A 13,741-nucleotide genomic window follows, 5' to 3' on the forward strand; every position below is an offset into this window, starting at 1 on the left:
TGACCTGCTCACAGGCCATTGATAGCCTGACTTCAGTTCATTGATCGTTCCCACCATATGTTTGTGCCCCCAGGGAGTCTACCTCGGTGGTCGTCTTCGACTCCACATACAGCCTTGAACCCGGCCACCTCTTTGAAGGGAAGTATCGCATCCTGCGAGAACTGGGCCGCGGAGGCTTCGGCATGGTCTACCTGGCCTTCCAGGTAGCCATGGATCGCCACGTCGCACTCAAGGTGCTCAAGCCCGGCGTAGGCTCGGAGGCCCCGAGCGCCCGCGAGCGCTTCCTGCGCGAAGTCAAGATCATCAGCAAGCTGCGCCATCCCAACACCGTGACCATTCACGACTACGGAGAGACCTTCGAAGGCGTGGTCTACATGGTGCTGGAGTTTGTGGAAGGCGACACCCTCAAAGACATCCTCCGGCGCGAGGGCGCGCAATCCCCCATGCGCGCGCTCGCGCTCACGCGCCAGATCGCCCGCTCACTGGCCGAAGCCCACCGCCACGGCATCGTGCACCGCGATCTGAAGCCGGCCAACATCATGGTCACCGACCTCGACACCGAGCCTGACTTTGTCAAAGTCCTCGACTTCGGGGTGGCCCGGCTGCTGGGCAAACATAACGACGACCTCACCTCCGTCGGCGTGCCCGCTGGCGAGCGCGCCCTCATCGGCACGCCGCGCTACATGAGCCCGGAGCAGGTTCGCGGAGAGAGCCTCAACGGCGCCAGCGACCTCTACGGCCTGGGGTTGATTCTCTATGAAATGCTCATCGGTGAGCCCGCCGTTCAGGGCGACACCACCATGGGCCTCATCAGTCAGCAACTCACGCCGGAGCCGCTGCGACTGCCCAGCCTCCCGGCGCTGCATCCCTTGCTTCAGGATCTCATCCGCACGGCCACTCAGAAGAACATCATGCAGCGTTTTCGCTCGGCCGAGGAATTCTGCGAAGCCATCGATCACGCCCTGATGTCGCTTTCTCAAGAGCACGGGTTCGCCCCGACTCCCGGCGGGTATTACCCGACCAGCGGCCAGTTTAATGCCGTGCCACGCCGCGATAGCAGCGGACCGCGTTCCCATACGCCCAGCCACACCGCTCATCATACCCCCGGCCCCTACCCCTCCGGTCGCGTCAGCGCCATTGAGGTGCCCGCGATGGAAGCGGCCCCCGAGCCCGCCAACTGGATGGAGCGCCACCGCAGCGAACCCGCCCCCGGCAGCCGCCCTGGCCCCCCGAGCGCTGCTGCGGCCGTCGCCAGCCCTTTCGTGGGCAATCAGGTGGCTGAAGAACACCCCGAAGAGAACCTTCTGGGCATTCCCTCCTCTGAGCTTCCCCTGCCGCCCGAAGCCGCCGAAAGCCCCTTCGCTCCACCGAAGCCCGAACCCTCCCGGCAGTCGGCCACGGCCGCGCAGGCTGCCGTCACAGCCACCCCCCAGCCGCCCGCCTCCGCGGGCCCCGATGAACATTTGATCTCGTTTGCCTTCACCGTCATCAAACTCATCTTTCTCGGTATCCTGGCGGCGTTTTTCTGCTACCTGACCTTCATCGTCACCGGTGCGCTGCTGGGTGACTTTACCCAGGGCCCCCTCAAGCTCGGGGTCGCCAGCGTACTGGCACTCTCCATCCCGATCTTCACCGCGCTCGGCGAAAACAGCCAGAAAGAGCGCTTCCACGTGGTCAAGCGCCCCACCGATCGCCTGGCCCGCGTGTTCATGGGCACGAGCATTTTTGCGGCGGCCGCCTGCATCATCATGGCCTTTGCCATGAGCGGACGAGTGACCGACTTTTTGCGAAACGACCCCAACTGGTTCTTCCGCGAGAATGTCGACGTCAACTTCGAGCCCACCCCCACCACCGAGGCCAACCGCACCCTCTCGTTTACCCTGGCCGATGGCGTCGAAGTCGCCATGACCAAGATTGGCCTCTACGACGGACAACCCACCGTCGCGCAAGGCGCGCCCGGCGAGCCCCTCCCGGCCCCTGCGCCCACTCCTACCCGACCGCGTACTGCCCCCGCCGCGACTCCCGATCCGCCGGCGGAAACTGTAGCAGACCCAGCTCCCGCACGACGCACCTCCCCGGCCCCCACGCGCCCTTCCACGCCGGCCCCCACGCGCCCGAGCAATCCGCGTAACACCGAGTCCAATGACACCCAGCGTGGCGACTACGTGCGCTGGTAAACCTCCCACGGACGACGACCATGGCCTCTGCCTCCAACCGACGCTCCCCTCGCATTCTGGCCAGCCTCGACGTGATCTTGCAGACCGTCGATGGCGACGTCCCCTTCCAGACCCACGATGCCTCCTACGAGGGGGTCTTCATCGTCTCCAAAGATCCCCTGCCGCTGCGCAAACTTATCCGCTTTCGCACGCGCCTGCCCTCCACCGGCGACGAGCTGCAGATGCTGGGCCTGGTCGCGCACACCGTGAGCGCAGACGACGCCCGCGAGACCGGTCGCCAGCCCGGCATGGGCATTCAACTCTTTAGCCTGGGCAAAGACACCGCGGAGCGCTGGCGAGACTTCATTGACCAGGCCTACGAAGCCAACCCCGAAGCCCGCGCCCAGGTCGAGCGCGCCCGCCGCCCCGCCGTGCGCGTGCGCATCCCCACGCCCTCGGTGCTCCAGAAGTTCCGCGACGTCGACCTGGCCCGTGGCCAGCTCTTCCTGCGCACCCCCGATCTTCATCCGGCCGGTACCCGCGTCGACTGCCTGGTCTCCCACCCCACCAGCGGCCAGACCCTGACCATCGACGCCCGCGTCGATGAAGTCGTCGATGGCTCCATCCGAGAGCGGGGCCTGCGCCTCTCCCTGCGCATGCCTCACGACACCACCGATCTCGACCGCTTCTTCACCGGCCAGTCCCTCGCCAACTGACCTGCCCTCGCCACTGAGCATCCATGACCGCCGACAAGCCTCGCGACTTTCCCTCGCTCCCCGAGCATATCGAACGCATCCACATCATCGGCATCTGCGGCACCGCCATGGGCAGCCTGGCAGCCATGCTCAAAGAACGGGGCTTTGAGGTCCGCGGCTCCGATGCCATGGCCTACCCGCCGATGAGCACCTGGCTCGAAGCTCGCGGCATCGACATCATGCGTGGCTATGACAGGAGCAACCTCGACTGGAACCCCGACGTCGTGATCGTCGGCAATGTCAGCCGCGCGACCTACGCCGACGCCGTGGTCACCCGCGAGCGCAACATCCCCTACCTGAGCCTCCCCGAAGCCCTGCGCCACTTCTTCTTTGAGCAGCGCCGCCCCCTGGTCCTCACCGGCACCCACGGCAAAACCACCACCACCGGCATGCTCGCATGGATCCTCACCGATCAGGGCCTTGACCCGGGCTTTATGGTCGGTGGCATCACCGGAAACTTTGGCTCCAACTACCGCCTGGGACACGGTGATATCTTTGTCATTGAGGGTGACGAGTACGACACCGCCTACTTCGACAAAGTCCCCAAGTTCTGGCACTACGCCCCTTTCCGGGCCACCATCAACAACCTGGAGTTCGACCACGCCGACATCTACGAGAGCGTCGAAGATATCGAACACGTCTTTCGCCGCTTCTGCGACCTGATCCCCGACCAGGGCTCGCTCTGGGTCAACGGCGACGATGCACGCGCCCTGGCCGTCTCCGCGCATCGTGAAGACGTCCGCCGCACCTTCGGCCTGGGCGCTCACAACGACCTGCGCGCCGACAACCTGCGCTTTGAAGAGGGACGCACCCGGGCCACGGTCATCTCCGGCAGCAAGATGCTGGGCGAGCTCGATATGGCGATGCTCGGCGACTTCAATGTGCGCAATGCCCTGGGGGCTACGGCCCTGGCCATGGACGAAGGACTCAGTTTTGAACAGGTTGCCGATGCACTGAGCCGCTTTAAGTCGGTGCGTCGACGCCAGGAACACATTGCCCACGTGGCCGGCATCGATATCTACGACGACTTCGCCCATCACCCCACCGCCGTGGGCGCTACCCTGGGCGCGATGCGCCGCCAGTTCCCCGACCGCCGCATCTGGGCGATCTTTGAAGCCAAGAGCAACACCTCGCGCCGCCGCGTCTTCCAGGATGACTATCCGCCGGCCTTCGCACTGGCTGACCGCGTGATCCTCTCCCGCCCCTGGAAAAAAGACGACGACCTGCCCGAAGAGATGCGCGTGGACATCGCCGACATCGCCGAGTCCATCCGGCGGCTGGGGCCCACCACCGAACTCATCGAAGAGGTCGACGCCATCGTGGCTCATGTCGCCCTCCAGGCCGAGCCCGGCGACCTTATCGTCGGCCTCTCCGGCGCGGCCTTCGGTGGCCTTCACCACAAGCTCGCCGCCGCGCTCCGAGAGCGCTTTGGTGAGTAACCCTCACTAAAACCTGCGCCCGACCACGCAAACACCGGATCGTTCCTTCGATAATAGTCGCACACCCACCTACACATGGGGGGGCTGACCGACACTCTCAAGGAGCGAGCCATGCATTTTCTTGCATTGATTGCGCTGTCCTCTGCGGCTGCCATCGAGCCGCATTGTCCGACGACCTTTGACTGGCCACGGCCGGCCGTTGAGCGCCGCTGGAACGAACTTCTCCCCACGCTCTCGCTCAGCGTGACCACCGCCGCCGAACGCACCGCTCGATTCGACGCTCAGGCGCGCGACCCGATGGCCGCCTTCGGCGGCCTCCACCCCGAAAGCGCCATCCACCACGCCCGGGAGCGCCGCCCCTCCGCCTGGTTTCTGAGCGCCTCCTGGCACGCCCCCGGCGCTCCGCCTGCCCCCGCTCCACAACCCTCCATCCCGGGCACTCCGAGCGACCCGAGCGGCCCAGACGCCCTGCTCCAGGCCTGCCTCACCCTCGTCACCCTGGATGACCCCGCAGCCTGGCTGATGCTCGCCCCCGACCAGGCCCTGGACCACTGGATGCAACTCCAGGTGCTGCGCACCTGGCTCGCCGGCGTCCCCGCCCGGGGAGGTGCACAATGACGCGCTCCAACCTCCGGACGCTGCGCGCCCTGCGGGCGCTCCTGGCCCTGGGGGCCGCAATGGCCGCGCTGATAGCCTTCTCCGGCGACGCCCTGGCCCTGACCCGCGCCCAGATCGAAGAGGCCGCCGAGGCCTTCGACGATGAACCCACGGTCACCCAGACCCACACCGCCGCGCTCGCACACCTCAACATCCGCGCCCCCGATCTCGACCGCTGGACGCGCCGCGCGCGTCTCTCCAACCTCCTGCCCCAGATCCAGGGCCAGGTGGCCTGGCTCGACCAGCACGACCTCCAGAACCGGTACCGCGAAAATATCCAGGCCGATGAAGCCGGAGACTACCAACGCGACTACGCCCAGCACTACCTCTACGACGATACCCGCTCTCGCACGCTCTTCTCCCTGCGCCTGAGCCTCGATCTGAGCCAGCTCGTCTACACCCCGCAGGAGATGGTGATTCAACGCGAGGTGCGCGCCCGCTGGAAACACCGCGATGAACTCCTGCACACGGTCACCCAGGCCTACTTCGCCCGACGCCGCCACCAGCTTCGCGACATGCTCCTACCACCCACCTCTCCCGACGAGGCGCTGACCCGGCACATCGAACTGCAATCGCTCACCGCTCGCCTCGACGCACTGACCGGCGGCTGGTTCTCCGAGCAACTGCGTGACGCTCAAGGAGGTGCCCGATGAAAGGCGCGAATTTCCACGTGGGTCGCCTCATCCACTGCCCCCAGCGAGTCTCACTGCTGGTGCTTTTGGCCAGCGCGCAACTTCTCTCCGGCTGCGGTGCGGAGCTGGCCTCGGAGTGTCGAACCTCCCGCGACTGCGCCCCGGCGCAGTTCTGCCGCCTCTCCCGCTGCGTCTACCTTGGGGCCGACGATACGCCGGAGCCCTCCCAGAATCACAGCCCCTTTGCAGAAGACGACGCCGGCCACACCCTCGACGACGCGGCGGCTCCGTCTGGCGCAGACGCCTCACTCCCAGAACCAGATGCCCCACCGACGACACACCCCTGCCCCGAGGCAGTGCCCGCGACCGCCGGCCTGCTGATCATCCACGAACTCCTGCCCAACGTCCCCACCGGTCCGAGCGGCGACGCCAACGCCGACGGAACCCGTGACGCGCACGACGACGAGTTCGTAGAACTCGTCAACATCAGCCCCCATACCCTGGACCTGGAGGGGGTCCAGGTGGCTAACGATACCCGCCCCCGATTTACCTTCGCTCAAACCTGCCTGCCTCCCGGACACGGGGCGGTCATCTTTGCCGGCAGCACCACCGACGCCCCTCCCCCCGATCGCGACGACGCGATCTTCCGTCTGGCAGACACCCGCTTCCAGTTCGCCAACTCCGGGGGGCGCGCCGTCCTCCTGGGGGCTGCCGGCGAGGTGATCGACGAAGTGATCTACGACAACGCCCCGGCGCGCTCGCTGAACCGCAGCCCGGAACTCCGCACCTCGCCATTTGCACACCACACCGATCTGGCCCCGGAGCGTCCGTTTAGCCCGGGAACCTGCGCCGATGGCCAACCCTTGAGTTCCGGCTGCCTGCCCCCAGAGAACGAAAGCGACGAGCCCTCCTCGGACCCGTCGCTCTCGGATGCACCGCCTTCGGGCAACGGAGATCCCCCACCCGAAGAGAATACACCTCAGAACCCGTAGCCCACGTTCACCCCGAGCAGGTGCGAACTGAGCTGGTAGTCCCCGTCCACACTCCCGTTTCGAATCTCCCGGGTGGGCAGGTAAATGTACTGGTAGGCCAGGTCAGCTCGAAACCCCGCGACCTCATATCCCAGCCCCAGCGCCGCTACCGTCCGGTTATTATCCGGAAGCGAGGGGCCCACCGTCTCATCGGGCACCGGTGTCAGATCATAGGCCACGCCCACGCGCGCCGTAAGCGCGTCGGTGATGGCGTACTGCCCTCCCAGTCGCACCGCCAGCGCGTCGTTCCAGTTGGCCTCTATCACCGTGGGCGGATCCGACTCTCCGGGCTCCCCCTCGGGACTCTGCTCTTCGTAGTTCACCTCAATGCGATCATAGGTCGACCAGGTCATGTAATTGAAGTCCAGTCCCAGCCATAACGCCTGGCTGAGCTGATACCCCAGCCCCAGATTCACCGTATGGGGCACCGTCAACTCGGTGGTGATGTCCTGATCGACAAAACGCTGCTCAAAGGGCGTCCCCTCCACCTCTTCCCCGAAGTGCGCGTCCCCCTCAAAGTTCAGCTTCACCGCACTGCGATAGTTCAGCCCCATCGACCACCGAGAATTGAGCCGGTAAAACGCCGCTGCCGTCGCCCCCACCCCAAATCCCTCACCTCCCAGGAGCACCGGCACCTCGGTATCATCCCGCAGGATCACCGTACGCTCCTGGGTCAGGGTCGCGTACATCGCCTGCACCCCCACCGCCAGACCGAGGTCCACGCCGGGCACCTTATAGGCAAAATTGGGATTCACATTGACCGTCTGCAACTGCTGCGCCCGGAAGTTCTCGCGCCCCACCCATTCATCCGGCCAGCGAATCGCCAGCCCCCAGGGCAGCGTCACTCCCAGCCCCACTGCATAGCGCTCCCCCAGGGGCAGAGTCAGGTCGAGGTTCGGCGGCGGAAAGAGCGCGGCCTCAGTCTGCTCCTCCACTCCCTGCCCCTCATAGCTGACCGAAGGCATGATCAACGTGGGGCCCGCATACACGCTGAACTTCTCGCGAAACACCATCGCCGCCGGGTTGTAAAAGTTTGCATTGGGCTCATCGGCATTGGCGGTTGCCACCCCGGCCATGCCTGTAGCCGTGCCACTTTGGGCGGTGTTCGCAAAGCCGGCCGCCTCCACAGACCCGCTCCACAACCCGAGGGCACCGAGCGCGACCACCGCGCCCAGACCGCGCAGGCCCTGCTGCACACATCGATTCTTCATCGTAGACTCTCCTCAAAAGCGCATCGCTGTCACATCATCTCAAAGCCGTAGACTCACTGGCCCAGGCACGTCGCCGCACTCAGGGACGCCGGAAGCTCGGCCACCCCGCTCATGCCGCTGGCCAGCCAGGCCGCCACCTGTGCCCGAGCACACTGCCCGGCCGCATAGCCCGGTCTCTCCGGATTAAGCGTCGACAAAAAGGAGTGCGGCGCGCCCTCAAAGGTCGTCTCTTCCAGACTCACTCCCAGTGCGCGCGCCAGCGCCTGCGTCGCGCGGTTGACCACCGTGCGATCCCCCTGAGCCATCTGCACCAGCACCTGATTCTCCGGCAGGTACTCCACGCAGCGATCCACATCCGAGCTCACCGACTCGCACTGCCAGCCACTCGGACACTCATCGTCGGCCGCACACAGCTCGCCCGTCACCGGACCAAAGGTCTCGCTATCCAGGTCATAGGCCAGATTGGCCCGCGGACGCGCCACCGTGAAGGGGGCAAATGCAACGGGATCGACGACATCGGCCGTCCACTGCACCAGGGCCATCGTGCGGATGAACTCAAAGGTTCCCGGCACCGCCCCCAGCGTCGCCAGCGCATCAAGGATCGGCCCGCCGATCGTCGAAGGGCCCTGGTCATCCCCTTCCAAAATCCAGGTCAGTCGACCGCCCGCCGCACTAAACGTCGCAGTGTCCACCGTGGGCTCCAGTGTCACAAAAGGCACGCCCACAATTCCGCCGAGACTCTGCCCGACAAAGCCCACATCAAACCCAAAGAGCGCCTCCCCGCCATAGGGCGTATCAGCAAAGAGCGCCTCCAACCCGCTGGTCACCCCGTCACCGGCAATGATTCGTGCCAGCACAAAGAGATCGAGCGAAGCCTGTGCGAAGTTCACCTTGCTGGTAAGCAGATCGGCACCCAAAAAGCCTGCCCCGGACCCACTCACCGCCTCATCGGGATGCAAGGTCGTGGCCGCCGAGGCGCGCCCCCCATGCAGCGGAAGATCGATTGCCACCGTGGCCTTACAACTCGGGTACGCTGCCACATCATTGGCCACCATCAACCCACCGCTCCAGCGGTTTCCTCCGAGCCCGTGCTGAGCAATCACCACATCAAAAGGAGCCTGGCACTCCCCGGCGTCCTGCACCGCCCGGGGCAAAAAGACCGACACCCCCACCCGCGCCGTCCCCGCCGGCGGATCGATGACCGTGCCCACCGCATCCACCTGAACCACCGAGTCAAACTCCCCGCCGGCGTAAATCGCCTCCAGATTCGACACGTCCACCACCGTTCCCGCCGAAGTCGGGTGCGGTAAACTCTCCGACTCAAGCTCAATAAAGAAGGCGTCGTTCACACAGTTAGGCCCGCTATCACAGGCACGCACCGCTTCCACCGAAGCGCGCGCATCCAGCAGCGCCATGGCCACCGCCCGCGACTCCTGAAGCTCTGCCACGGGGTCCTCGGTCACAAAGGCCCAGGCCGTTGCAATCTCACTGCGATCAATGCCGCCTCCCGGCAACGCCCCGGCCAACAAGAAGAGCCGCGCATACGCGCTTCTGGCGACTTCCAGCGCCCCGGCCGTCGCATCGTCCAGCAGATAGACCAGGCTCGTCCCCTCCGCATCCACCAGCGGATAGGGACTGCGCAGCAGCGCAAACACCGCCGTCGGCTGCACCGGGCGACCATTGGCCCCGAGCATCGCGGTGGTCACGATGCCGGCATGCTGCAACTCCTCGGCCAGCGGGACCTGAGGCTCCACCACCAGGTGCCCCCACTGCGGATCGTAGCTCAGCGCATACTCGTCGGCCGGCAACACCCGCGGCGCAAAGCCCCGCACCGACGCCATCACCACCGACTCCGCATCGATCGTCGACTCATCCACCTGACCATCGACCGGAATCCACCCCGGCGCCGTCGTCGAAAACCCTCGCCGCTGATTGAGCACCCCGATGATCGCCGTCGTCAGCGCGTCGGCCCCTTCGGGCACCGGAAGCTCGATCTGTCCACTCTCCGAATTCACCAAAAACGCACTGGGAAACGCAATCGAGCCCGAGTTCGGATCAAACACCACAAAGGTGTCATCCCAGGTGCCCCACCCCCAGACCGCGGCGAGTTCCTCGTAGGTCAGCCCCAGCTCGCCCTCCAGATGTGCCATCATCGGAGCGATCGACTGCTTGATGCCGGCAATCGCCTGCGCCTGCTCGTCGCTCAACGAGCCCACCAACGAGCTGCCCGAAGCATCAACCAGCGGATAGGGCTGCATCGCCATAAACATCGGCAGATCCGGCAAGAGCCCGGCCTCACCACCGATGCTGCGTGTGGCAAACGCAAAGTAGCGCTCCCGATCCTGCATCGGCTCCGACGGCGTAAGCACCAACGCGTACCCCGGCCCGGTCTCCCCGGTGCAGCGATCGCTGAGCTCATCGACATACGTCACACTCACGTCTTCCACCCGCACCAGCACGCCACCGTCACCCACGCGCCAGAGCTGAACATCGTCCTCGCCGATATCCGCCGGGTCGATGGCCTTGCTCAAGGGCAACGTGATCGGCGTAGACGCCGGCCACCCGGAAAGCCCCGCCAGATAGCGATCCAGCTCGCCATTGGCCGTCTGTGCATCCACAAAACAGCCCGCCGAGTCCGGGAAGCTCCCATCCGGGTCGAGCGCCGCGTCGTTGGGAAGCGGCACCTGCGCACTCACCGGGTCGAAGAGCGCAACCGAATCCGAGGACACCGTCCAGCTAAACGCCATCGCGATCTGCTCACGGGCAATGCCCTGCCCTTCCGCAGACTCAAACAAGGGCGCCAGCAGCTGACGAAGCCCCTCAAGCTGCAAAGCCTGCCCGGGATTCTCCGGGTCAACGAGCACATCCAGAGTCGGCTCGCCATCCGCATCGACCAGCGGCGTCTTGGACGCCGCATAGAAGATCGGGAGCGGCTCAATGACCGACGCGCCATTAGCCCCTTCGACGCCCTTGGTCACAATCACCGCATAGCGCTCACCACGCACCACCGGCTCGGCCGGCGTCACGCGCACCACCACCGGTCCCTCACCGCTGGCCTCCAACGCCTCCACCGACGCCACCGCCAGGGGCTCCAACCCACCGTCGAAACGATAAAAAAGCACGTTCTCATCGGTGAGCGTCTCCGTGTTGAGCGCTCCGCTAAAGGGAATCTCAATCGGCGTCGAGGGCATCCACCCCGAAAGCTCCGTAAGATAGGTTCCAAACGAGCCCTGCGCGCTGGCCTCTCCGGTGCCTTCCAACGTCGGCAGTCTTCCCTCCTGAAGAGCGGCATCGTTGGGCAAAGGAATCGTGGCCGTCGCCGGGTCAAAGATCGCCTGCACCCGATCCTCGGGGGCATCTCGCTCAGGAATGTCCGGGGCACACGCCCCCACTACCACCGTCGCCAGCACTGCTGGTACCGCTCGCCACTTCATGGAGCCTCCGCATCGTCGGAACGTCGACCGCGCACACCGAACACCTCGGGCGCCATCTCACGCTCTCAGGCCATTACTCATTTGGGGAAAGTGCTTGCCCATCATAACCCGTGGTTCACACGACGCAACACAACCGAGACGCCCGCGCCCCCGACTTCCCCCCTGGGGAGAGAGTCATCTTGAAGGGGTGAAACTTCGATGTTAGAACCAAGCGCCTTGGTCAGACGTCCCTCTTGTCACACCGCACTCCTGGCGTCTGATGTAGTCCACTGACGATTGAATTCTATCTTGGAGAAGTCCCCCCATGGCCCCGACGAGCTGCACCATCGGACCGGGCGTTGCCATCAATGGCCGCCTCTCCGGCGACGACGAAGTCGTCGTCTTCGGATCCATCGAAGGTAACGTCGCCCTCTCCAGCCGCCTGACTGTCGAAGAAGGCGGCAAAGTCGTTGCTGACATCGACGTCCAGTCCATCGCCATCCGCGGCGAGGTCAATGGCGAGGTGGTCGCCCACGATGTGATTGAACTGCTGGAAGGTTGCCTGGTGACCGGCAACCTGCGCGCGCCGCGCGTCATCATCCAGGAAGGCGCCCGCTTTAAGGGCAACATCGATATGGATGTCCAGATCTGACCTTCCCCTCTCCCATCTTCGTATCGAACTAAGCAGTAGGAGCACATCATGGCGGATACGCTTATCGGACCCAACATCACCATCGATGGCGAAATCTCGGGCGACGCCCCGATCACCATTGAAGGCACCGTCAAAGGCCGCATTGCGGTCGACGCCCTGGTCACCGTCGCCGAAAACGGCGTGGTCGAAGCCGACGTGGAAACTCCGCAGATCGCCGTCAGCGGGCAGGTCACCGGCAACATCGTCGCCACCGAACGCGTGGAAATCGCCGCGGTCGGCAAGATGGTCGGCGATATCAAAGCCCCTCGCATCCTGATCGCCGACGGCGCCGGGTTCAAAGGCCACATCGACATGGACGTGGAATAAACTATGGCCGACCCCACCATCATCGGCGCCCAGACGCAGATCTCCGGGCGCATCAGTGGCGAGACCGACGTGGCCGTGGAAGGACGCGTCGACGGGACCATTGAGTTGACCGAGACGTTGACCGTCGCCCCCGGTGGCGTGGTTACCGGCACGGTGCGCGCCCGCCAGGTCATCATTGAGGGCGTCGTCGACGGCGAGGTCTCCGCCGAGGAGCGCGTGATCCTCCGCGCCACGGCCCGGGCCGTGGCCAATATTCTGGCTCCGCTCATCGAGATGGCCGATGGCGCCCAGCTTCGCGGGGAAATCAACATCGGCGTCGACGCCGAAGTCCCCACCGCCTCGCGAACCCCGGCCCGCACCGCCCGGCCCATGCCTGTCGCACAGGCCAGCGCGCGCACCTCCACAAGCACCGTCTCGCGCCCTACCCGTGCTCCGGTTATCAGCAGCCCGGCACCTCCGACCAGCACCGCTGCGGCCAGCGCGCCGGTGACCACCACCACGACCACCGTGGTCGTGGAGGAAGAGCCCGAAGCCGAACCCGAGCCGGTCATGGAGCCGGTTCAAGCCACGGAACTCACCGAAATCAGTGAAGTGGAGTCGGAAACGGAGCCGGTAGCCGAAGAGGAGCTCCAGGTCGAGGAGGAGCCCCAGGTCGAGGAGGAGCCCCAGGTCGAAGAGGAACTCAATGTCGACCCGGAGGCGTTTCTGGAGTTCGAAGAAGATTACACCGTCAAAGAACTCAAAGAGCAGCTCCGACTCCTCGATCTTCCGGTAAGCGGCACCAAATCTGAGCTTATTGAGCGCCTCTTGCAGGCGCAGGCCCAGGCGGAGAGTTGATCTCTCGCCTGCGGCTCGCTGCGGGATTTCTATGAACGACCCCATGCGCGCGACACTTGCCCGGCTCCTCACCGCTCACTCGGTGAGGACCGGGCACTTTCGTCTGGCCAGCGGTAAAATCAGCCCGGTGTACGTCGACGTCAAAGCCACCTCGCTTACTGGCGAGGGAGGCTGGCTCATCGGCCAGGCCCTCTTTGAACTCTCGCAAACGCTCACCCCGCCCCCGCGAGCAATCGGCGGGTTGACCCTGGGGGCCGATCCTCTGGTCACGGCGACCTCCATCGCTGCCCATCAACGCGGTCACACGCTTGATGCGATCATCGTGCGCAAAGCACCCAAGTCTCACGGCACCGAGCGTTACCTGGAGTCGCCGCCCACCCTGCCAGCGGGCTCCCCGGTGGTGGCGGTCGATGATGTAGTGACCTCCGGCGCTTCCACCATCCAGGCCATCGAAGCGCTACGCCAGGCCGGCTTTCAAGTCGACCACGCGCTGGCGGTCGTCGACCGCCAGGCCGGCGGACGCGAAGCCCTGGCCAGCCTCGGCATCACCCTCCATGCACTCTTTACCCTCGACGAACTCACAGGATCTTAA

12 protein-coding genes are annotated in these 13,741 nt (G+C 65.2%); 10 read left to right on the forward strand and 2 right to left on the reverse strand.

Going from position 1 to position 13,741, the window contains the following annotated elements; genetic code table 11:
• Positions 1 to 86 precede the first annotated feature (86 nt).
• The 6 genes from DL240_RS04095 (at position 87) to DL240_RS04120 (ending at position 6,631) form a co-directional block, all read left to right on the forward strand.
• The gene (locus tag DL240_RS04095; RefSeq protein WP_111728572.1) at positions 87 to 2,177 is read left to right on the forward strand and encodes a serine/threonine protein kinase; all 2,091 of its coding nucleotides are present in this window, start codon (positions 87 to 89) and stop codon (positions 2,175 to 2,177) included.
• 20 nt (positions 2,178 to 2,197) lie between these two features.
• Positions 2,198 to 2,872, forward strand: a complete 675-nt coding sequence (locus tag DL240_RS04100) for a PilZ domain-containing protein (RefSeq protein ID WP_111728573.1) — start codon at positions 2,198 to 2,200, stop codon at positions 2,870 to 2,872.
• A 23-nt stretch (positions 2,873 to 2,895) separates the two neighbouring features.
• Complete coding sequence (gene mpl, locus DL240_RS04105) at positions 2,896 to 4,350, forward strand: UDP-N-acetylmuramate:L-alanyl-gamma-D-glutamyl-meso-diaminopimelate ligase (protein WP_111728574.1); 1,455 nt, start codon at positions 2,896 to 2,898, stop codon at positions 4,348 to 4,350.
• A 111-nt stretch (positions 4,351 to 4,461) separates the two neighbouring features.
• The gene (locus DL240_RS04110) at positions 4,462 to 4,968 is read left to right on the forward strand and encodes a hypothetical protein (RefSeq protein WP_111728575.1); all 507 of its coding nucleotides are present in this window, start codon (positions 4,462 to 4,464) and stop codon (positions 4,966 to 4,968) included.
• On the forward strand, positions 4,965 to 5,660 hold the full coding sequence (locus DL240_RS04115; RefSeq protein WP_111728576.1) for a hypothetical protein: 696 nt from the start codon (positions 4,965 to 4,967) through the stop codon (positions 5,658 to 5,660). Before DL240_RS04110 ends, DL240_RS04115 begins: the two co-directional genes overlap by 4 nt.
• A complete protein-coding gene (locus tag DL240_RS04120) occupies positions 5,657 to 6,631 on the forward strand; it encodes a lamin tail domain-containing protein (RefSeq protein WP_111728577.1) in 975 nt (324 codons plus the stop codon). Before DL240_RS04115 ends, DL240_RS04120 begins: the two co-directional genes overlap by 4 nt.
• Here the strand turns inward: DL240_RS04120 and DL240_RS04125 are convergent.
• Together DL240_RS04125 and DL240_RS04130 are read right to left on the reverse strand one after the other, a co-directional pair.
• Positions 6,619 to 7,881 (reverse strand): OmpP1/FadL family transporter, encoded by a 1,263-nt coding sequence (locus DL240_RS04125; protein ID WP_111728578.1) that lies wholly within the window; start codon positions 7,879 to 7,881, stop codon positions 6,619 to 6,621. The two genes, DL240_RS04120 and DL240_RS04125, sit on opposite strands and share 13 nt — an antisense overlap.
• A 53-nt stretch (positions 7,882 to 7,934) precedes the next feature.
• A complete protein-coding gene (locus DL240_RS04130) occupies positions 7,935 to 11,315 on the reverse strand; it encodes a hypothetical protein (protein WP_146618092.1) in 3,381 nt (1,126 codons plus the stop codon).
• Between the two features lie 304 nt (positions 11,316 to 11,619).
• Here DL240_RS04130 and DL240_RS04135 point away from each other — a divergent pair, with 304 nt between their 5' ends.
• The 4 genes from DL240_RS04135 to pyrE are packed head-to-tail and all read left to right on the forward strand — an operon-like array spanning position 11,620 to position 13,741.
• Positions 11,620 to 11,946 carry a bactofilin family protein gene (locus DL240_RS04135; protein ID WP_111728580.1) on the forward strand — a complete coding sequence of 109 codons (327 nt, stop codon included), beginning with the start codon at positions 11,620 to 11,622 and terminating at the stop codon, positions 11,944 to 11,946.
• A gap of 48 nt (positions 11,947 to 11,994) precedes the next feature.
• Entirely contained in the window at positions 11,995 to 12,312 is a 318-nt protein-coding gene (locus tag DL240_RS04140; protein WP_111728581.1) for a bactofilin family protein, read from the forward strand.
• Between the two features lie 3 nt (positions 12,313 to 12,315).
• Positions 12,316 to 13,149 carry a polymer-forming cytoskeletal protein gene (locus tag DL240_RS04145; RefSeq protein WP_111728582.1) on the forward strand — a complete coding sequence of 278 codons (834 nt, stop codon included), beginning with the start codon at positions 12,316 to 12,318 and terminating at the stop codon, positions 13,147 to 13,149.
• Positions 13,150 to 13,192: 43 nt separating this feature from the next.
• Complete coding sequence (gene pyrE, locus DL240_RS04150; RefSeq protein ID WP_158542341.1) at positions 13,193 to 13,741, forward strand: orotate phosphoribosyltransferase; 549 nt, start codon at positions 13,193 to 13,195, stop codon at positions 13,739 to 13,741.

This window comes from Lujinxingia litoralis (genome assembly GCF_003260125.1).
In the GTDB taxonomy this organism is placed as follows: Bacteria; Myxococcota_A; Bradymonadia; order Bradymonadales; family Bradymonadaceae; genus Lujinxingia; species Lujinxingia litoralis.

Coding starts and splice junctions, on each gene's coding strand:
- DL240_RS04110 (WP_111728575.1), top strand. CDS start 4,462: ATGCATTTTCTTGCATTGATTGCGCTGTCCTCTGCGGCTGCCATCGAG.
- DL240_RS04115 (WP_111728576.1), top strand. CDS start 4,965: ATGACGCGCTCCAACCTCCGGACGCTGCGCGCCCTGCGGGCGCTCCTG.
- DL240_RS04135 (WP_111728580.1), top strand. CDS start 11,620: ATGGCCCCGACGAGCTGCACCATCGGACCGGGCGTTGCCATCAATGGC.
- DL240_RS04120 (WP_111728577.1), top strand. CDS start 5,657: ATGAAAGGCGCGAATTTCCACGTGGGTCGCCTCATCCACTGCCCCCAG.
- DL240_RS04100 (WP_111728573.1), top strand. CDS start 2,198: ATGGCCTCTGCCTCCAACCGACGCTCCCCTCGCATTCTGGCCAGCCTC.
- DL240_RS04145 (WP_111728582.1), top strand. CDS start 12,316: ATGGCCGACCCCACCATCATCGGCGCCCAGACGCAGATCTCCGGGCGC.
- pyrE (WP_158542341.1), top strand. CDS start 13,193: ATGCGCGCGACACTTGCCCGGCTCCTCACCGCTCACTCGGTGAGGACC.
- DL240_RS04125 (WP_111728578.1), bottom strand. CDS start 7,881: ATGAAGAATCGATGTGTGCAGCAGGGCCTGCGCGGTCTGGGCGCGGTG.
- mpl (WP_111728574.1), top strand. CDS start 2,896: ATGACCGCCGACAAGCCTCGCGACTTTCCCTCGCTCCCCGAGCATATC.
- DL240_RS04140 (WP_111728581.1), top strand. CDS start 11,995: ATGGCGGATACGCTTATCGGACCCAACATCACCATCGATGGCGAAATC.
- DL240_RS04130 (WP_146618092.1), bottom strand. CDS start 11,315: ATGAAGTGGCGAGCGGTACCAGCAGTGCTGGCGACGGTGGTAGTGGGG.